17 protein-coding genes are annotated in these 22,362 nt (G+C 28.2%); 1 reads left to right on the forward strand and 16 read right to left on the reverse strand.

Annotation, left to right across the window (positions count from 1 at the left end; genetic code table 11):
* The 4 genes from QOZ84_RS15055 to QOZ84_RS15070 all read right to left on the reverse strand — a co-directional run bounded on the left by QOZ84_RS15055 (position 1) and on the right by QOZ84_RS15070 (position 5,176).
* Positions 1–660 carry an ABC transporter ATP-binding protein gene (locus QOZ84_RS15055; RefSeq protein ID WP_334305505.1) on the reverse strand — a complete coding sequence of 220 codons (660 nt, stop codon included), beginning with the start codon at positions 658–660 and terminating at the stop codon, positions 1–3.
* A 214-nt stretch (positions 661–874) separates the two neighbouring features.
* The gene (locus QOZ84_RS15060) at positions 875–2,536 is read right to left on the reverse strand and encodes a ribonuclease J (protein ID WP_284133751.1); all 1,662 of its coding nucleotides are present in this window, start codon (positions 2,534–2,536) and stop codon (positions 875–877) included.
* 214 nt (positions 2,537–2,750) lie between these two features.
* Positions 2,751–3,776: a BMP family lipoprotein gene (locus tag QOZ84_RS15065; RefSeq protein ID WP_284133752.1), complete on the reverse strand. Its 1,026-nt coding sequence runs from the start codon at positions 3,774–3,776 to the stop codon at positions 2,751–2,753.
* Positions 3,777–3,994: 218 nt separating this feature from the next.
* Positions 3,995–5,176: a M20 metallopeptidase family protein gene (locus QOZ84_RS15070; protein ID WP_284133753.1), complete on the reverse strand. Its 1,182-nt coding sequence runs from the start codon at positions 5,174–5,176 to the stop codon at positions 3,995–3,997.
* 290 nt (positions 5,177–5,466) lie between these two features.
* On the opposite strand from QOZ84_RS15070, the gene QOZ84_RS15075 reads away from it, so the two are divergent.
* Positions 5,467–5,793 (forward strand): hypothetical protein, encoded by a 327-nt coding sequence (locus QOZ84_RS15075; protein WP_284133754.1) that lies wholly within the window; start codon positions 5,467–5,469, stop codon positions 5,791–5,793.
* A 49-nt stretch (positions 5,794–5,842) separates the two neighbouring features.
* Here the strand turns inward: QOZ84_RS15075 and QOZ84_RS15080 are convergent, their stop codons facing one another.
* The 12 genes from QOZ84_RS15080 to QOZ84_RS15135 form a co-directional block, all read right to left on the reverse strand.
* Positions 5,843–6,712 carry a hypothetical protein gene (locus QOZ84_RS15080; RefSeq protein WP_284133755.1) on the reverse strand — a complete coding sequence of 290 codons (870 nt, stop codon included), beginning with the start codon at positions 6,710–6,712 and terminating at the stop codon, positions 5,843–5,845.
* A 71-nt stretch (positions 6,713–6,783) separates the two neighbouring features.
* Positions 6,784–7,881 carry a YkvI family membrane protein gene (locus QOZ84_RS15085; protein ID WP_284133756.1) on the reverse strand — a complete coding sequence of 366 codons (1,098 nt, stop codon included), beginning with the start codon at positions 7,879–7,881 and terminating at the stop codon, positions 6,784–6,786.
* A gap of 170 nt (positions 7,882–8,051) precedes the next feature.
* The gene (locus tag QOZ84_RS15090) at positions 8,052–9,320 is read right to left on the reverse strand and encodes a dicarboxylate/amino acid:cation symporter (RefSeq protein WP_284133757.1); all 1,269 of its coding nucleotides are present in this window, start codon (positions 9,318–9,320) and stop codon (positions 8,052–8,054) included.
* A gap of 398 nt (positions 9,321–9,718) precedes the next feature.
* On the reverse strand, positions 9,719–10,123 hold the full coding sequence (locus tag QOZ84_RS15095; protein WP_284133758.1) for a single-stranded DNA-binding protein: 405 nt from the start codon (positions 10,121–10,123) through the stop codon (positions 9,719–9,721).
* A 185-nt stretch (positions 10,124–10,308) separates the two neighbouring features.
* A complete protein-coding gene (locus tag QOZ84_RS15100; protein WP_284133759.1) occupies positions 10,309–12,168 on the reverse strand; it encodes a glycoside hydrolase family 13 protein in 1,860 nt (619 codons plus the stop codon).
* Positions 12,169–14,592 carry a glycogen/starch/alpha-glucan phosphorylase gene (locus QOZ84_RS15105; RefSeq protein ID WP_284133760.1) on the reverse strand — a complete coding sequence of 808 codons (2,424 nt, stop codon included), beginning with the start codon at positions 14,590–14,592 and terminating at the stop codon, positions 12,169–12,171.
* 12 nt (positions 14,593–14,604) lie between these two features.
* Entirely contained in the window at positions 14,605–16,047 is a 1,443-nt protein-coding gene (gene glgA, locus QOZ84_RS15110; RefSeq protein WP_284133761.1) for a glycogen synthase GlgA, read from the reverse strand.
* A gap of 19 nt (positions 16,048–16,066) precedes the next feature.
* Positions 16,067–17,197: a glucose-1-phosphate adenylyltransferase subunit GlgD gene (glgD, locus tag QOZ84_RS15115; protein WP_284133762.1), complete on the reverse strand. Its 1,131-nt coding sequence runs from the start codon at positions 17,195–17,197 to the stop codon at positions 16,067–16,069.
* Entirely contained in the window at positions 17,197–18,354 is a 1,158-nt protein-coding gene (locus tag QOZ84_RS15120; protein ID WP_284133763.1) for a glucose-1-phosphate adenylyltransferase, read from the reverse strand. Before QOZ84_RS15120 ends, glgD begins: the two co-directional genes overlap by 1 nt.
* A gap of 53 nt (positions 18,355–18,407) precedes the next feature.
* Entirely contained in the window at positions 18,408–20,429 is a 2,022-nt protein-coding gene (gene glgB / locus QOZ84_RS15125; protein ID WP_284133764.1) for a 1,4-alpha-glucan branching protein GlgB, read from the reverse strand.
* Between the two features lie 381 nt (positions 20,430–20,810).
* A complete protein-coding gene (locus QOZ84_RS15130) occupies positions 20,811–21,806 on the reverse strand; it encodes an SPFH domain-containing protein (RefSeq protein WP_331496608.1) in 996 nt (331 codons plus the stop codon).
* 16 nt (positions 21,807–21,822) lie between these two features.
* The gene (locus QOZ84_RS15135; protein WP_284133765.1) at positions 21,823–22,245 is read right to left on the reverse strand and encodes an NfeD family protein; all 423 of its coding nucleotides are present in this window, start codon (positions 22,243–22,245) and stop codon (positions 21,823–21,825) included.
* Between the last annotated feature and the right edge of the window lie 117 nt (positions 22,246–22,362).

Consider the following 22,362-nt stretch of genomic DNA (forward strand, 5'->3'; position numbering starts at 1 on the left):
CTACCACTCAATCCCTTCTACTGGCATTGGATTTTCATTTATAGCAATGCTTTCTATTTTTCCATTTTTAACTTTTATTACCTTGTCACCCATTGGAGCTAATGCTAGGTTATGCGTAATTATAATTACTGTCATCCCTATTTTTTTACATGTATCTTGTAATAACTTAAGAATTGATTTTCCTGTATTATAATCTAGTGCTCCAGTTGGTTCATCACATAATAAAAGTTTCGGATTTTTAGCCAGTGCCCTTGCTATTGCAACTCTTTGTTGTTCTCCACCTGATAGTTGTGCTGGAAAATTATCTTTCCTATTTGCTAACCCAACAGCTTCCATTATTTCATCTATGTCTAATGGATCTTTACATATCTGAGTTGCTAGTTCAACATTTTCTCTAGCAGTAAGGTTTTGTACTAAATTATAAAATTGGAATACAAATCCAATATCAAATCTTCTATATGTTATTAGTTCTTTATTTGTATAATTATTTATATTATTATTGTCTACTACCACGTTTCCACTAGTGGGACTATCCATACCTCCTAAAATATTTAATATTGTACTTTTTCCAGCTCCACTCGCTCCTGCTACTACTACAAATTCACCTTTATCTACACAAAAATCTACTCCACTTAATGCGCTAATTTCAACTTCTCCCATTTTATATACTTTTTTAACATTCTTAAATTCTATGTATTTGCTCACTTAATTTCCTCTATTCTTTTGATATTGATTAAATTTATTATATCATATATAAATCCTCTAACTTTCAATATTTTAATGCTATTTGTATGTTAAAAATCAGATTAAAAATTTTTATTATTTTTCACATAACAATAAGCTAGATTAAAAATTATAATCTAGCTTTAATTTACTATACTTCCATTATGATAGGGAATACACTTGGGTTTCTCTTTGTTTTATGATATAAAAAATGCTCTACTGATTTTTTTATATTAGTTTTTATAACATTCCACTCTAAAATTTCTTTTTCTAAACATTTTTCAATTTCTTCTTTAGATATTTCTTTTATCTTATTAATTAAATCCTCAGATTCTCTAGCATATATAAACCCTCTTGTTATTACATCTGGACCTGATGCTATAGTATACGTTTCTCTATTTATTGCTACTACTATATTAACCATTCCATCTTTTGCTAACTCTCTTCTATCTCTTAAAACTATATTTCCTACATCCCCAACACCAAGACCATCTACAAATAATATACCTGTATGAACTGTTTTATTTGCATTTGCACTATCTTTAGATATTTCTAACACTTTACCTGTTTCTAGTGTGAACACATTAGATGGCTTCATACCTAATTTTATAGCTAAATCTCTATGGTGTTTTAGATGTCTATATTCACCATGTACTGGCATAAAATATTTAGGTTTAACTAAACTATGGATTAATTTTAACTCTTCTTGATATGCATGACCTGATACATGAATTTCTTCTAAGTCTTCATATATTACATCTGCACCTTTTCTAAATAATTGATTTATAACCCTTGATACTGATTTATCATTTCCAGGTATTGGCGATGCCGAAATTATGAATAAATCATTTGGTTGTATAGATATTTTTCTATGTGTACCATATGCTATTCTTGAAAGTCCAGCCATAGGTTCTCCCTGACTGCCTGTAGTTATTATTGTTATCTCTTCACTAGGATATTTATTTATATCATCTATTTCTATCACAGATTCTTGTGGTATATGAAGATATCCAAGCTCTATAGCTACGTTTGATATATTTTCCATACTTCTTCCGCTAAATACTATTTTTCTATTTTGAGCTATAGATGCATCTGCTATTTGTTGCATTCTATGAATATTAGATGCAAAAGTAGCTACAATAATTCTTCCCTTTGAAGGTGAAAATATTTTTTTTAATGTCTCACCTATAGTTTTTTCCGAAATCGAATGACCTGTTCTTTCTACATTAGTACTGTCAGCCATTAAAAGTAATACACCCTTTTTTCCTAAAGCAGCTATCCTATTTAAATCCATCATTCTTCCATCTATTGGAGTATAATCAATTTTAAAATCTCCAGTATGAAGTATTACCCCTATTGGAGTATGAATAGCTAAAGCACAAGAATCTGCTATACTATGCGTTACTCCTATAAATTCAATTTTCATATTTTCTAACTTAATACTTTGTTGGGTTCTGACTGTTTTTAATATAGATGAGTTTTCTAAACCATGTTCTTTTAATTTATTTTTTACTAATCCTAAGGTAAGTTTTGTTCCGTATACAGGTATATTTATCTGTTTTAATATGTAAGGAATTGCTCCTATATGATCTTCATGCCCATGAGTTAAAAACATTCCTTTTACTTTGTCTTTTCTTTCAACCAAGTATTTTATATCAGGTATTACTAAATCAACCCCATACATATCATCATCTGGGAATGCTATTCCTCCATCTATTACTATTATTTCATCTTTATATTCAATTGCAGTTATATTTTTCCCGATTTCTCCAAGTCCCCCAAGCGGAATTATTTTTACACTATCTTTATCCATATTTATGTTACTCCTTTATATTAAGTATATATATTAATAAATTATATATTTTTTATGTAAATACATATTACTTATAGTTTTGGTATAAATATATATATTAATTCTATTTTTAGGATAAAATTTAATTTATTATACAAAATCCCCCTTATACATTAGGTTTTTATTCTCCTATATATAAGGGGGGGGTATTATTTATAACTTTAGTATATTAGTATTATTTTACCATTTCCTTGTATTCTTTTTCATTTTTAGGTGCTTTTAGCTCACCTTTTTCAAACTTATCTGCTTGTGTATTTACATAGTCTATTATGTCTTTAGAAACTAAGTTTTTAGTAGTATCTGGTATTCCTACTGCACCTTCTTTTAGACCGTAAATAGCTGTTGTTCCACCTTGGAATTTACCATCTACTAATTCTTTAACTGTGTCAAATACGCCTACATCAACTCTTTTTATAGCTGAAGTTAATACGTTATCTAAAGCTAAAGAACTTTGGTCTCTATCTACTCCAATTGCAAATTTACCTTGTTCTTTAGCTGCTTCTATAGCACCTGTTCCAACATCTCCTCCAGCAGTGAATATTACATCTGCACCTTTTGAATACATTTGATTCGCTATAGCTTTTCCTTTTGCTTGGTCTGTAAATGAGTTTGCATACTGAACTTGTACTTCTACGTTAGGATTAACAGCTTTTGCTCCTGCCATATATCCATATTGGTATGCCTCTATAACTGGTAATTGCATACCACCTATAAATCCTATATTATTAGTTTTAGTCATTTTACCAGCTACTAATCCAGATAAATATGCTGACTCTTGAGAATTAAATTGTATTGCCTTTACATTTTCAGGAACTTTTGGATATGTTTCATCAACTAAAGCAAATTTTTGTTCTGGATATAATTTTGATCCCTCTTCTATTGCTGGGGCTAATTTCATTCCAACTCCTAGTATTAAATCTACACCTTCATCTGATAATGTTTCTATATTAGCTGCATAATCCGAATCTTGTTTTGATTCTAAGTACTTAACCTTTACACCTAGTTCTTTTTCTGCTTTTTTAAGACCTTCCCATGCAGATTGGTTAAATGATTGATCATTTACTCCCGCTACATCTGTTATCATACCAATAGTTAATTGATCATCTTTTACTTCGCTCTTTTTATCATTTGCACATCCTGTTAATAATGATGCTGATAGCACTGATGCTAGTGCTAATGCTGCTATTTTTTTTAATTCCATGTCATAACCTCCAAGTATAATTGCAAAAAAAATCCTTTTATCAGCATGATAAAAGGATAGTTATTGTTGTATTAATTTAACCATTCAAATATCTTTTTAGTCTCTCTGTACTAAATTAAAGCCATTTTTTTTATTTAAAATAATTTCTTTAAACGATTATGACATCTTTATACATTTTTGTCAACGTTATAATAATATTTGATTTTTTTATTTTAAAGTTAATTAAAATATCCTACGTTCATAATATGCATCATAGTTCCAATTATCAAACAGTTTTCATCTATATCAAACTGAGCTGTATGAAGAGAGTGTACTTTATCACTATTTTTATTTTTGCATCCTACATGAAAAAATACGCCTTTATTGTTCTGTGTATAAAATGAAAAATCTTCACCACCTAAAGATGGTTTTTCTCTCATTATAAATTTATCCTTTCCTAACAATTCACTTGCATTTTTTATTATAATATCTACCATTTCTTTATTATTTATAACTGCTGGATATCCATCATTGTCTATCAATAAATTTCCTATACATCCAAATGCATGAGATATATTTTCAACAATATCCTTTATTCTATTGATCATAAATTCTCTTGTATCTCTATCTAAAGTTCTTAGCGTTCCATTCATTTTTATTTCTTCACATATAATATTTTGAGCATCCCCACCTTGTATTTTTCCAATAGTTAAAACTGCGCTATCCAGTGGCGATAAATTCCTGCTTATTATACTTTGAAGCGCTGTTATAATATGAGATGATGCTACTATTGCATCTATTCCATTTTCAGGATATGCGCCATGAGATTGTTTCCCTTTAACTACTATATTTAAAGTATCTGTACTAGCATTTAAAGTTCCATATTTAGTCTCTATATATCCGACTTCTATGTGGGGCATCACATGAAGACCAAACATATAGTCTACATTTGGATTTTCAAGACATTTATCCTTTATTAAAAATTTAGCTCCACCTAATGTTTCTTCTGCTGGTTGAAACAAAAATTTAACATTTACATTTAGTTTTTCCTTCATTGAATTTAATACTTTGCACGCACCTAATAACATAGCTATATGTGCATCATGTCCACAAGCATGCATTTTACCATCATTGACTGATCTGTAATCATGATTTAATTCTTCGCTAATTGGCAACGCATCTATATCCGCCCTTATACCTATTGTTGTTTTATTGTTAGAATTTATTATATATGCCATTACTCCATTGTGATTTTTAAAGTCTTTATAATCTATTTTAATTTCTTTTAAATACTCAATTATTTTTTCTTTTGTTTCATACTCTTGTAGTGATAATTCTGGTATTTTATGAAATTCTCTTCTCACATCAATTATCCAACTTTCAATATCTTTACAATATCTAAAAATATTTTCTTTATCCATGTTATTTTCTCCTCTATATTTGCTTAAAATACGCTTTTAATACGCTATCTCTATGTGTTAAATATTTATGCTTAAGAATAATTTATATTCCGATTTAAGCTTATATGTCATACTTTCATTTATTTTTTAATAATAATTTAATATATACTCTTTGAAATATCAGTATATTTTTTATGTATTATGTATTTTTAAGTTTTTTTAGAGGAATACTCTATTTTCTGTAGAATTAATAAATAATTCAGAATTATCAAATTAATAAACAATTCATTTAAAAAAGGTGGGTGTTAGATATGATTGAAATGGTTAAATTTCCTTATAATAACAGAGGGGTTGCAAGATTAGACTCTGATAATGTGGTTCACAACCACCTGTATCATAATTGTCCTATTGGAGAAGTTGATGAAAATAACATTGTTTACAACCTTGATAAAAATCCTGTAGGTAGGGTTGATGAAAGTGGCTTTATTCACTCTCATCACTTAAACGCTTGCCCTATAGGTAGAGTTGATGAAAACGGTTTTATTATGAAAGACGGTGAGTTAATCGCTAAAATTAATAATGACAATGCATTACTTGCTGGGGGAGCTTATTTGTTACTTGTACATGAAAATAGATAAAAAAAGGACAGATTTTCTGTCCTTTTTTCTTGTCTTAATAACTAATCTTTTATTTTATAAACTGATGTACAAAATTAATCATCATTGGTTTAAATATTCCACTATAATCAAGTATTTGAGCTACTTGGTGGTTGTTTTCAGTTTGGCTATTATAATTTGCAATTTTGAAAGTTAAATATCCATCAACTTCTTCAACCACATAACCAACCTCCATAGTAGTTGATATCTCTAAATCTCCCATATCAGCATTTAAGTCTTTTACTAATTCTTTATTTGCACATAAAATCCCATTTGAGTATGTACTTATATCAGTTGCAAAAACTATGTATTTACTATTTGTTTTCTTTTCATCACACTTTATAAATAATCTATTAGTTAAACTACTTTTATTCATATTCATAGGTATTAACTTAGATTCTATAGCTTCATCTAAACTTTCTTTTGTTGTTTTAACAAATCTATCCATATCAAATTTATCTACTTCTATTTTTAATATATTTAATGTCTCTATATTTTCTTGTGGTATATATTTTGCTACATTTTCAAATACATGGTATATATCCTTTATTTCATATCCCTTGTTTATGTACATTTCTTTTATTTCATATTCTTCATCAAATTCCTTAACCAATTTAGGTAGTTCTTGTTTAGTATCTTCATATTTTATGTTTGTTATAAATGGTATTATCTTGTTTGGTTTCATTAAAAATGTTTCTAATGGTTTTATTACTTCATTAGCCTCTTTTATATCACTTTCTTCAAATGCTACTTCTATACCATCTTCTAAAAATGCTACTTCTACTTCCATTTCATATTCTTCTTGATCTATTACGTTAGTTCCTACAGGATACATTACTATTAACCTACTTTTATCAAATATATATCCAAATGAATAGTCTATTTCTAATTTTTTTTTCATATGTTTTCTCCTTAGCGTTTATGATGTAAATATATTATCATAGTTTTAATATATTTTATAGTATATGCATATTATAAACCCTTAACTTTAATATTAATACCATGCATATTTATTTTTAGACGCCTTATAAAGATGGCTACTATTATTATCACACCAAATAATCCAGACAATGGATAAATAAATTTAACTAACATAGCAAATGGTAATCTACCTCCAATAAATCCTAAAACTGTACATATAGTAGCTATTATGATGAATTTTTTGCTCTTTTCTTGTGCGAAACTACTACATACGCTCCAAAGTAAAGGTACTGCAGTTGTATATATCCCAGCTATCAATATTATTGAAAACATAATACCGACTATAGGGCCTATCTTATCTGCCATATATAATGTTGGTATTTCTTTTATATATACATTTTGTATGTCTGACATTATTCCTAGATTAAGAGCTATAGCTGCAATTGCAAATGCTATTCCACCTATTACTCCTCCCCAAATACAGTTCCTTTTATTTTTTGCGGTGGATCCTACACCTACCAAAAATGGTGTTGCTATTATTAAGTTAAGTCCACTATATATAATGCTACTCATCCACCAATTATCTACAGATTTTGTTACATTTAATGTAGATATTATTTCATTAGTACAACAAAATGTTTCATAGTTTCTTGCGATTGTTACTATACCAACGCCAACTGAAATTATTACAATCATAGGTCCTATATTTCCTAATATATCTATTACTTTATTCATACCTAATAATACCGATATCAATGCCAGTATTGCTAAAATAAAAGATCCTATATTTTTATTCATACCATAATATTGATTCATGGAAGCACCGGCTCCAGATATCATGACTACAAAACTACAAAAGAAAAAAACAGGCATGAATACTTTAAAAAAACCACCAACCCAATTTCCACATAAATATGTAAATATATCACTACTTGATTTTAATCTTGCAGTTTTGCCTATTTCTAATAAATTTGCACCACAATACGCTAGTATTATCATACAAATCATATTAGATAAAATACTTATCATTCCATGAGCTGAAAAAAACTGCATTATCTCTTGGCCTGTTGCGAATCCTGACCCTATACACACGGATATGTATGTACCAGCAAATTTCATAATTTCCTTTAAATTACCGCTTTTTTTCATAATTAGCCCCCTCTCTATTTTTTGGTTCAATCCTTTGATAATTTATATGCTTGTTCAACGTTTTTAATATCTTAAATTAGAAATTCATTTCAAATATCACTATTTCTACGCATAAAAAAGACTTACTCAATTTAATATAAGTAAGTCTTTTGTTATTTTAATAAAAGCTATTATGCTATTTTACTTTCAGTATTTTTATTGTATAAATTTAAATCTAAATCTTTTTCACTATTAGCTACTACAAGTGTACAAACATTATCTCCCATTACGTTTACAGTAGTTCTAAACATATCTATAATTCTTTCAACACCCATTATTAATCCGATTCCTTCAAGTGGAAGACCTACTGACTGAAGCACCATTGATAACATTATCATTCCTACACCAGGTACTCCTGCTGTACCAATTGATGCTAATGTTGCAGTAAGAACTATTGTCATCATTTCACTCATACCTAAATCTATTCCATATATCTGAGCTATAAAAAGTGCTGCTACACCTTGCATTATAGCCGTCCCATCCATATTTATAGTAGCTCCCATTGGTATTGTAAATGATCTTGTTGATTTTCCTACTCCTAATTCTTCCATAATTTCTAAACTTACTGGCACAGACGCATTACTTGATGCAGTTGAAAATGTAACTGCTGCAACTTGCGTAAATTTCTTTAAAAATGGCTTGATTTTTTGTTTTGTAAATAATTTAAACAATCCACCATACACAATACTTACATGTATTAATAATGCAAATAAAACAACTGCTACATATTTTAATAATGCAAATATAGCATCAGTTCCAACAGTTGCAAAAGTATCTGCTACTAGTGCAAATACACCATAAGGAGCAAATAGCATTATTATATTTACCATCTTCATACAGATTTCATTACCACTTTCAAATAATATCTTTATAGGCTCAGCTTTTTCACCGACTACATTTATAGCTATTCCTATAAGAAGTGCAAAGAATATTACCTGTAACATATCACCATTTGCTAGAGCTTGAATTGGGTTACTTGGTATAATACTTAAAATTATTTCTACTATTGATTTAGATTCTCCAATTGATACTTCCCCCGAAACCATGCTACTCATATCAAGACCCATACCTGGCTTTAATAAACTACCTAAAACAAGTGATAGAACTATTGCTAATGCTGTTGTGCTTAAGTAAAACAACATTGTTTTCCCACCAATTCTTCCTAACTTTTTAACATCTCCCATAGAAGCTGATCCACATATTAATGAAACAAATACTAATGGTACTACCATCATTTTTATAGCTGAAGTAAATCCACTTCCTACTACTTTAAATATGCCACCTAAGATCAATGTATCTTTTATATATCCTCCTGGCAATTGCTTTAATACTAAACCTACTATAAATCCTAACAGTAAGCCTAATAAAATTTTACTTGTCAATGTTGGTTTTTTTTTCAATTTAATTCTCCACCTTTCGAACATTCCATATACTTATACAATCTATTATACAGTATTATTTTTTTTTGTACATTAAAAATTAAAGTAAATTATAATATTACCACTATTTCAACATTATTTTTTAAAGTTTTATCAGTATAAAACTTAATTAAATTAGAATTTTGTAATTTATACCTTTCTAATTAATCAATTATTTGCAAAACCCATTATTTTATTTTTTTATTTTTTTTATTTAAATATTCGTTTTTTATGTCATATATTAAAGTTTTATATATATATACATTAATAAATAAAGTAGGAGTATAAATACAAAATCATTATTTAACGAACAATAATTTTGTATATATACTCCTACTAAGTCATAATTATTTAATTTTAATGCTATTATTTAAAACTAATTAAAATGGTAACTCTTCTTCAATCTTATCAACATTTATTCCAGCTTCTTCAAATACATTTGATCCATTAAAGTATTTATTTTTAGGTTCTGTAGAGCTCAAAAATTTTACATTATCAGCTTTAACTCTTGTATAATATTTATTTTCGCCATTAGAATTCTTATATTTTTCAATTCTTAGTTGACCATTTACTGCAATCAATCTACCTTTAGTTAAATATTTAACACAATTTTCTGCTTGTTTATCCCATGTTTGAATTTCTATTATGTCTGCTTTTTGATCTTGTGTTTTTTTTGTACGTCTGTCTACTGCTATTGTAAAAGTTGTTACTGCTATATTTTCACTTCCTATGTACTTTATTTGTGGATCCCTGACAAGTTTTCCTACTAAAACTATATTATTCATATCTATCTCTTCCTTTGCTTATTTATTTTATGTAAATACTTTATTTTAGTAAGATTATATACAGATAGTAATTCATTTATACAAAAGTAACTTTATTCATCAACTAATTTATAAAGTTACTTTACATAAAAAACAGACATTATCATTTTTTAAAGTATGATTAATATCTATTTTTTATTTTCATATTATAGTTGTATTAAATTTTTTATATTAAATATTTTGATGTCCTTATTATTTAAATATATATTAAATAATCCTTCTTCTTTAAATAGGCTTTCTAAATATTTTTTAGAGCTATTTTTTATATCTACTACTTCTAAAATATTTTCTTCAAAATTTAAACTTACCTTTTGATTAATTTCACTTCTGTTTATAACTATCAACATTTTTTCTTCTTCTATGTATCTAATAAAAGCAAACACATCTGCATTTTTCGTATCTATAAATTTGGTTTCTCCATGCATTAATATTTCATATTTTTTTCTTGTATTTATAGACTCTTTATAAAATTCAATCATATCTTCATCTTCGTTTTTCCAAGGATAAGTCCTTCTGTTGTCTGGATCTGTACCACCACAAACTCCAGCTTCATCTCCATAATATATATAAGGAACCCCTTCAAAGGTCATCTGAACTCCAACTGCTAATTTAAGCATCTCACAGTCATCGTTAAGTTCTGTTTTGATCCTAGCAACATCATGTGTCCCCAATAAGTTTAGATTTGATTTAAATGCTTCACATGGATAATTTTCTTTTATTTCCATAAATTTATTATTAAGCTGTTTAGAAGTAATGTCATTTTTCAAAAAAGAAAGTAAATTTTGTCTAAATGGATATCCCATTACTGAGTCTAATTGTCCTCCTAAAAGATAACTTCGTCTTTCTCCATAACTTACTTTATTTGATGCATCTTCCCATACTTCACCTGTTAAAATAGCCTCACTATCTAATTCATTCAGTTCCTTTTTAAGAGTTTTTATGAATTCTGTAGGAAGTTCGTCCGCTACATCCAGTCTCCACCCTTTAACTCCCATGCTAGTCCATTTTTTAATTACACTATCTTTATCTCTAATTATATAGTCAATATAACTATCTTCTAGTTCATCTACATTTGGAAGTGCTTTTATATCCCACCAACACTCATATTCATTTGGATGCTGTTTGAAATTGTACCAAGGACTATACTTAGAGCTTTGTGACTGATATGCACCAAGTTCTTCATATTTTCCATATTTATTAAAATACTTACTATCTGCTCCAGTATGACTAAACACGCCATCTAGTACTATACTAATACCTTTTTTTTGAGCTTTATCTATAAGTTCTTTAAATACTTCTTCATCACCAAACATTGAATCTATTTTTTTGTAGTCTCCTGTATCATATTTATGATTACTAGAAGCCTCAAATATAGGACTTAGATATATAATACTAATACCTAATTTTTTCAAATAACCTAATTTATCTATAATCCCTTTTAAATTACCACCATGAAAATCCCATCTGATTATATCTCCATCGCTATCTTTTATATACATTGGAGTATCACTCCAATTCCCATATATAAAGCTATTTTCTTTTGTATCAGTAGGTTTTTTACTTCTATTTCCATTATTAAATCTGTCTACAAATATATGATACATTATCCCATTTTTATACCATTTAGGTACTTTATAATCATCATATACTGTAATTTGATATTTATTTATGTTTTCATGTGTATATTCACACACATTTCCATCTTCCATATTTTTTCCGTAATATTTTTTTTGAATTTCCCCATTTATTTCTATATCTACTTCAAAATAATAAAAATAAACACCAATTTCATCAAATCCATCAAATTCGCCTCGATAATACTTTTTGCTTTCCCTTACTAAACTTTTTTTACTTAATACTACATTTTCTTTTAAAATTACCCAGGAAATATCTTGTATATTATAATTTTCATCACTAGCTACAGATATTCTCATACTTTGTCTTTTTTTTAGGGCTCCAAAAGGCGCCTTATTTTCCCATGAATTATAATTCACTATATTTTCCATTTATCTCACACCCTTAAACCAAATGTATTTTGCATATTCTGATATAGTTCTATCCGAAGAAAACATACCTGAATTAGCTATATTTACTAAAGATATACTATTCCATTTTTCTTTTTGTTTATATAGTTCGTTCACTTTATATTGCGCTTCTATATAATTTTCAAAATCTCTTAATACGAAGTATTCATCATTATATGTTATTAAAGAATCATATATTTTTCTACCTTCATTTCCCATATTAGGTATAAATCCATTTATTAAATCATCTACAACTCTCTTTATATATCGGTTCGAGTTGTATAAATCTAGTGCTGAATATCCTCCATATTTATTGTAATTTAATACTTGAGATGCTTTAAGGCCAAATAAAATTATATTTTCATCTCCAACTTGCTCATATATTTCTACATTAGCCCCATCTAATGTTGCAAGCGTAATTGCTCCATTCATCATGAACTTCATATTGCTTGTTCCTGATGCTTCTTTTGTAGTTGTAGAAATTTGTTCGCTAACATCTGCTGCTGGTATTATAATTTCAGCTAAAGATACTCCATAGTTTTCTACAAATACCACCTTTATTTTATTTTCTATTTTTTCATCATTATTAATCTTGTTAGCTACTGAATTTATAAACTTTATTATACATTTTGCTAAATCATACCCTGGGGCTGCCTTAGCTCCAAATATAAATGTTCTAGGCTCCATATCAAAATTTGGATTTTCTAATAATTCATGATATAAATGAAGTATGTGTAAAACATTTAATAATTGTCTTTTGTATGCATGTAACCTTTTTATCTGTACATCATAAATAGAATTTGGATTAATTTCGATATTATATTCTTTGCTTATAAAATCAGCTAGTCTCTTTTTATTACTATATTTTATATTGTTTAGTTTAGATAATACTTGTGAATTATTCTTATATTTTTCTAATTCTTTTAGTTGTAATGTATCTTTTTTCCATTTATCCCCTATTAAATCCGTTATTAAATCACTAAGATCTTCATTACAATTCATAACCCATCTTCTATGAGCAATCCCATTTGTCTTATTATTAAATTTTTCAGGTTCATCGTCATAGAATTCATTTAACACTTCTTTTTTTAACAGATCTGTGTGCAATGCTGCAACTCCATTGACACTATGGCTACCTACTATGCATAAATTTGCCATACTTATATTTTCATGATTTATTATACTCATTCTTTTTATTTTCTCATGATCATTGTACTTATTATTTAAATTTTGAACGTATCTTCTGTTTATTTCTTCTATTATCATATATATTCTAGGTAGTAATTTTTTCATCATATCTATAGGCCATTTTTCCATAGCCTCTGCCATTATTGTGTGATTAGTATAAGATATAGTGTTTTTAGTTATACACCAAGCTTCGTCCCAAGATAACTGTTCTTCATCAATCAATATTCTCATAAGTTCTGGTATGCATAATGTTGGATGTGTGTCATTTATATGAATAGCTATATTTTTCGATAAATCCAATATATTTAATTTGCTTTTTTTATACTTCCTGATTATATCTTGCATTCCTGCACTAACTAAAAAGTATTCTTGCTTAAGCCTTAATAGCTTACCTGCATAGTTAGAATCATTTGGATATAATGATTGAGATATCTCTTCAGTATAGTACTTATATTTTAATGCTTCTTCATAACTGCCAAAATGATTTTTTGCATTTGATGTTAATGGTCCAAAATCTCTATTTATTACTTCAGATTTAAACAACCTCAGTGTGTTTATATATTCATTTTGATATCCAATTATCGGTATATCATATGGTATAGCCATAACAGGTATATAATTTTTATGATATGCTTTTAGTTTGTTATTTTCCTCTACTAAATAAACTTTTCCTTCGAATTTCACAACAATAGCTTTATTAGGTCTAACAGTCTCCCATATATAAGATCCTTGAGTAAGCCAATTATCAGGTACTTCTACCTGATAACCATTTACAAATTTTTGTTCAAACAAACCATACTTATACCTAAGGCCATAACCATGTCCACTTATATTTAAAGATGCCATCGAGTCTAAAAAACATGCTGCAAGCCTTCCTAATCCACCATTTCCTAAAGCTGGATCGCCCTCTGCATTGATTAGGTCATCTAGGCTAATCCCCATTTCTTGTAACCCATCTTTAATAGTCTTTTGGATATCTAAGTTTAATAAATTAGACTTTAATTGTCTTCCCATTAAAAATTCTATACTAAAGTAGTAAACTTCTTTTTCACAACTTAATCTAGTCTCTATCCATTTTTTAGATATAATATCTTTTATTACGCTACTCAAAATAGTTAACAGCTGCTCATTGTTTGCTTCTTCTATTGATTGAGCATATATACTGTACATTTTATTTTCAAATAATTGCTTGAATTTCTTTTTATTGAATGTGACCATAAAATCACTCCTTTAACCTCGCATTTCTTGATACGTATTTATATATGTTTGAGCTGATTTTGTCCAGCTACTATCTGTTTCCATAGCATTTATAATTAAATTTCTCCATATATTTTTATTTTTATATGTTTCTATAGCACCTTTGATACAATAAAGCATATCATGTGCATTATAATTTTCAAAACTAAATCCATTTCCTTCTCCCGTATACTTGTTATACGGATATACTGTATCCTTTAGACCACCTGTTTCTCTAACTATTGGAATAGTTCCATATCTCATAGCTAACATTTGTCCAATCCCACAAGGTTCAAATAATGATGGCATCAAAAATATGTCACTTGATGCGTATATTTGCTGTGCAAGTGCAGCATCAAATGTGATTCTAGCAGATACCTTATCTGGGTATATTGAATCATAATAATTAAACATAGATTGATACTGATGCTCTCCTGTACCTAAAATCACCATTTGTAAATTTTCCCTCATGATTTCAGGCATAATATAAGATATTAAATCTAAACCTTTTTGTGATACCAATCTAGATACAATTCCTATTAAAGGTATATCTGGATTTTGTTCTAAACCTAGCATTTTTTGTAATTTAACTTTATTTTCAGATTTTCTATCTATGCTATTTACATCATAGTTAATAAATATATCTTTATCAGTTTTAGGATTATTTAAATCATAGTCTATTCCATTTAAAATACCTTTTAATTTGTAAGAATTACATTTTAATAGCCCATCTAGACTTTCTCCATAAAATTTAGTTTGTATTTCATTAGCATAAGTAGGGCTTACAGTGGTTACTTTATCACTAAAAACTATCCCAGCTTTCATAAAGCTTACCCCACCACAATACTCTACATCTCCATTATCCATATACTTATATGGCAAGTCTAATACATCACCCAAAAGTTTATTTGAGAATACGCCTTGATATTGTAGATTATGAATAGTATAAATAGTTTTTATATTATTATATTTTTCTAAACCACTATATTTTTCTTTTAAAATTAATGGGATCATGCCTGTATGCCAATCGTTCATATGGATTATATCGGGATAAAAATCAATAATAGATATAGCTTCTAAAACTGAGTTGCTAAAGAAAGTATATCTTTCTGCATCATCTTCATATCCATAAAGATATGCAATTTCCCCTTCTCTCTTAAAATAATACTCATTATCTATAAAGTAAAATTTAACTCCATCTAACTCCATCTCTAAAAGCCCACAGTATTGATTTCTCCACCCAACTTTTACATTAAATACTGCTACTTCTTTTAGCTGTTCTTTTAAATAATTAGGCATTGTAGAGTATTTAGGTAATATTACCCTAATATCAACACCTTCTTTTTTTAATGCCTTAGGCAATGCGTATGCCACATCTCCTAATCCACCTGTTTTGGCAAATGGCCAACACTCCGATGTTACGTAAAGAACTTTCACTAAAAATTTCCCCCTCTAACTAAATACTTATATTTTTTTCTATAACAATAGGATAATTTTCATCCCCTTTTAATTCTTTTCTTTTTGTTAAGTTTATATTTTTATCAAATATTACATTTTGTAATTGTGCACCTTCTCCTATAATGCAGTTTTGCATTATTACAGAATTATCTATATTAACACCTTTTTCTATGTGTACTTTTCTAAATATTATACTATTTTTTACAGTTCCTTCTATTACACATCCACTTGCTATAAAAGAATTATCTACATCTGCAGTTTCTGTATATATAGTAGGAGATTCATTTTTTTCTTTAGTTCGTATTTTTCTATCTGAATAAAGTAACTCTTTTGCTATCTCTATGTTTAATAAGTCTTTACTTATTTCAAAATATGTTTGCACAGATTTTACACATTTTAAATACCCATCATACTCATATGCACCTATTTTATTATTTTTAACTTCTTCAATTATAAAATCTTCTAGGTATAAATAATCTCCATTATTGCTTAATTTGTATACAACGTCTATGAAATCTGTTCTTTTCATTATATAAGTTTCCATATATATATCTAAGCCTTCAAATGCACTAATATTACTCCCTACATTTATAACCTTATTATCGCTGTTTAAGTTTAACGTTAAATTACCTTTAAAATCAGTTTTAGAATTTTCAATATTTTTATATATCATAGTTATATAATTGTTAGATTTTTTATGGTATTTAAGCGCTTCTGAGTAATCTATATTGCATATCATATAGCTTGGGGCAACTAAAATATATTCTTCTTCACTTTTTTTTATGTAATCTATATTAGATAATATATTATATATATCACCTTTTCTGTATTGATACATATTTTGAGATTCAGTATTTTCTGGGCTAAATATAGATAAACCACCTTTTTTTCTACTTAAGTCCCAATCTTTCCCACTCTCTATATGATCTGTCAATGATCTGTATTTTTCTTTTGCAAATATACCTACATTAGTTATTCCTGAATTGACCATATTAGAAAGAGTAAAATCTATCATTCTATATCTACCTCCAATAGGAGTCGATGCTATTGGTCTACTATAATTAAGTTTATCTATATTTGGGTCTCCCTTTTTATTTAAGTTTATTAACCCCATACATTCATTCCTCATTATTTTAGCCCCCCTTCTAATGCCACTTGTGACTTGACCACTTCATATTCAGAAACTACATTTATTTCATTATTATTATTTTTTATTATTGCATAATCTTCTATTGTTGCACCCTCACCTATCATAGCTTTTTCTATAACTACATTTTTTCCTATTTTTACATTAGGCATTATAACTGAATCTTTTATTTCACTATTTTCACCTACAAAAACACCATGAGATAAAACAGAGCTTTCAATTTTTCCTAACAACATACATCCATCTGCTACTAATGAGTTATTTACAACTGCACCTTTTCCTACATATTGAGGTGGCATAGCCATAGTATTTGTATATATCTTCCACTTAGGATCTTGTAAATCTAATGTTTCTCTATATTTTATAAGGTCCATATTAGCATCCCATAAACTTTGTATAGTTCCAACATCTCTCCAATACCCTTTATATGGATATGCATACATACCTACATCATCTTGTAGCATTGTAGGTATTAAATCTTTTCCAAAATCGTCATAATTTAAATTTTCTTTTTCAGATTTTATAAAGTAATCTCTTATCATCTTCCATTCAAATATATAAACACCCATAGAAGCTAAATTACTCTTTGGATTACTTGGTTTTTCTTCAAATTCATATATACTTCCATCTTTATTAGTATTCATTATTCCAAATCGTGATGCCTCATCCCAAGGTACTTCTATTACTGCTATTGTAGCCTTAGCATTTTTTTCTTTATGATAATCTAGCATCTTGCTATAATCCATTTTATATATATGGTCACCTGATAGTATAAGCACATACTCTGGGTCATAGCTATCTATAAAATTCATATTTTGGTGTATTGCATGTGCTGTTCCTTCATACCAATTTCCTTCTTTTTCATTCATATATGGTTGAAGTACATAAACTCCTCCATTTATTCTATCTAAATCCCAATGGCTTCCCATTCCTATGTGAGAATTTAGTATTAAGGGTCTATATTGAGTTAATACACCTACTGTATCTATCCCTGAATTAGAACAGTTACTTAGCACGAAATCTATAATTCTATATTTCCCTCCAAATGATACTGCTGGTTTTGCAATCCTCTTTGTAAAAACCCCTAGTCTCGATCCCTGACCCCCTGCCAAAATCATAGCTAACATTTCTTTTTTCACTAGTTATCCCCCTTAAAATGTTCATTATTACTTAATTAAAATTTATAAACTTATTATAGCTCCTGCATTTTAATTGAATGTAAACTGCTAATAGATTCTCTATTTATGATTTCTAATTTTTCATTTTTTCCACCAATTAATATCTTTTCTTCTTTATTGATTTCAAGCTTATTAATATTTATATCTTTCCCCTTTATAAATGTTGCTCCTAGTGGAGGCACTTTTATAGTTATATGATAATCTTTGTTATTCCATTTTTCATATTTTGAAAATAACTCTGCTTTATCCATAGTTTGACCAGAACCTCCATATGCGTTATCATCTGAGTTAAATACCTCTTCGTATATTCCTGGATAAGGAACCCCAACTTTATAATCGTAATATACTACTGGTGTAAAGTTTATTACTGCGATAATAAAATCTTTTGATTTTTTACCTTTTCTCATAATTGAAACTACACTTTGTTCGCTATTATGCGGATCTATAAAATCAAATCCATCGTAACTATTATCTACTTCGTACAATGCTTTTTCATCTTTATATAAAGTGTTAAGTTTTTTTACATATTGTTTCATATCTAAATGAGGTTTTATATCTAACAATTCCCATTCTAATCCATATGAATATCTCCACTCTAACCCTTGACCAAACTCATTTCCCATAAATGATAATTTCTTTCCTGGATGTATCATGTAATATGCATATAGTGTTCTAAGACCTGCAAATTTTTGCCATGCATCCCCTGGCATTTTATCTAGCAGTGATTTTTTGCCATGTACTACTTCATCATGAGATAATGGTAAAATGAAGTTTTCTGAAAATGCATACATAAAAGAAAAAGTTATAAGTTCATGATGATATTTTTTATATATTGGATCCATTTCCATGTATCTTAAGGTATCATTCATCCATCCCATATTCCACTTATATGTAAACCCTAATGCTCCTTTATATGTTGGCCCTGTGACCATTGGCCAAGAGGTTGATTCTTCAGCTATTATGATAGGATTTTTTGTATATTTATAAATACTTTCATTAAACTTTTTCAAAAAATCTATAGCTTCTAAATTTTCTCTTCCTCCATACTTATTAGGTTTCCACTGACCTATATCATAGTCTAAATAAAGCATACTTGATACTGCATCTACTCTTATTCCATCAACATGAAATTCATTAAACCAATATAGTGCATTAGAAATTAAAAAACTACTAACCTCTGGTTTTCCTAAATCAAAATGAGCTGTTCCCCACCCAATATTTTCTGCCTTTAGTTTATCTTGATATTCAAATTGAGGTGAGCCATCAAATTTATAAAGTCCATGATCATCTTTGCAAAAATGACTGTATGCGAAGTCTACAATTATTCCAATTTCATTTTCATGGCATTTATCTATGAATGCTTTGAATTCATTCGGATTTCCATACCTACTGCTGCTGCTATAATATCCAACTGTTTGGTATCCCCAAGATTTATCTAATGGATGCTCTGTTATAGGTAAAATTTCGATATGCGTATAACCCATTTCTTTTACATACTCTATCATTTCATATAGTTCTTCATATGAGAAAAAATCCCCATTCCATTTTCTCTTCCATGAACCTAAATGAATTTCATATATATTTATTGGTATTTGATTACAATTTTCTTTTATCTTTTTATTATTCCATTTTTTATCATTCCATTTGTATTTATTTAAGTCGTATACAACGGATGCAGTATCTGGTCTTAATTGCGAAAAAAACGCATATGGATCAGATTTCAATCTGCTAATTCCATCACATCCAACTACATTATATTTGTACGTATCTCCTTGTTTTATGTCACTTAAAGATAGGTTCCAAACTCCACTATTACACATATTTATCATAGGATGAGAATTTTTATTCCAATTATTAAACTCTCCAACTAAATATACTTCACTTGCATTTGGAGCCCAAACTGTAAAAGACGCTGTGTTGTTTTTCGAGTCAATATGACATCCCATAAATTTATAACTGTCATAGCATTCTCCTAATTTGAATTTATCTATATTATCAATTAGAATTTTATTACTGTTTATTTTTTTGTATTTCATAATATAAATTTCTCGCCCCTTCTTTTTTATCCCCTGTATAGTATCTAATTATATATCAATAAACCATATTATTCACAATCAAATTTCAGTAAAATTCAGTCAATTTGTTCTATATTTCAATACAAATATATATATTGAAACATTTTTTTATCTATATATATAAAATAAAACATAAATATTTTAATATTTATGTTTTATTTATATCTTTGGAAAACGTTTTAGTTATTTTTTTATCATTCTTTTTTTAATCAAAAATAAAACTAAAATTACTTTAAATAATAATTAAATTTAAATGATAACTTCAAATATAATTATCGACAATTTTGTATATACTAAAAAACCTTAAATACTATTATAGTATCTAAGGCTTTTTTACTTAATCTATTTACCGTCTCCTAAAACTTCTTTTATTCCCTTAAATGTACCCAAGAAGTTTACGGTATCTGAAGGTAGTACTAACTTAGTAGCATTTCCTTGCGCTACTTTTTCTAACGCTTCTATTGATTTAAGTGCTAATATATTGTCATCTACATCAGATTCTTTCATAGCTAAGAATACTTCCCTTATCCCCTTAGCTGTTGCTTCCTGTACTCTTAATATAACTTCTGCTTCTCCTTGTGCTTTAGCTATAGCAAGTTGTCTTATAGCCTCTGCCTCTCCTTCTGCATGTAATATTGAAGAAAGCTTTTGACCTTCTGCTTCTCTAACCATAGCTTCTTTTTTAGCTTCGGCTCTTAAAATTAAAGATTGTTTTTCGCCTTCTGCTTGAAGAATAGATGCTGACTTACTACCTTCTGCTTGTAATATAGACTCTCTTCTTTCTCTTTCTGCTCTCATTTGTTTTTCCATTGCGACTTGAATATCATGAGGTGGCATTATATTTTTTAGTTCAACTCTATTTACTTTAATACCCCACTTATCAGTTGCTTCATCTAGTATTACCCTCATCTTAGTATTTATTATATCTCTTGATGTTAATGTTTCATCTAAATCAAGTTCCCCTATTATATTTCTAAGAGTTGTTGCTGTTAAGTTTTCTATTGCTGTAATAGGATTTGCTATTTCAAATACATATCTTGCTGGGTCTGTTATTCTGTAATAAACAACAGTATCTATTTGCATTGTTACATTATCCTTAGTTATAACTGGTTGTGGTGGAAAATCCACCACATTTTCTCTTAAGTCAATTACATAACTCATACTGTCTATAAATGGTACTAAAAAGTGAACCCCTGTGTCAGCTACTTTTCTAAATTTTCCAAGTCTCATTATTATACCTATTTTAGACTGTTTGATTACCCTTACACAAGACAATCCTATTATTGCAACTATAATTATTGGTACTATTACTAATACTATTGAGCCTATTGATTCCATAATTTAGAGTTCTCCCTTATTTTATTTTTTCAACTATTAGTTTAACTCCCTCAATTTTTATAACCCTTATAATACACCCTTGTTCTATAGTTTCTCCATTTAATGATAATGATGTCCATTCTTCATTTTCCACTACTACTATTCCTACATTATTAGGAAGTATTTCTTTCTTAACTACACCTGTTTTTCCTAAAATCGCTTTTAGATTTGTATCATATTCATATGTTTCATCTTTTTTTACTATCCACTTTGTTACTACTACCAGTAATGTTATTGATATAAATGCAAATATTATTATTTGAATTAATATGTTATCTATAAAACTACTTAAAAATATTAGTATGAATGCACCTATACTAAACCAGATAAGTGTCAAAGTAGGTGTTACAATTTCACCTATAGCAAATACAATTGCTACAAGTAGCCATATCAATTTCATACGCATCCCCTCCCAAATTTGTAGCTTTGAGTCAATTATACTATACTCTTACATATATTTATAATTTTGTAAACTTTTGTTACTATTAAAATAATTTAAAATTCATTACTATCATAA

Origin of the sequence: Romboutsia sedimentorum (genome assembly GCF_030131845.1) — a bacterium.
Classification (GTDB): Bacteria; Bacillota; Clostridia; order Peptostreptococcales; family Peptostreptococcaceae; genus Romboutsia_D; species Romboutsia_D sedimentorum.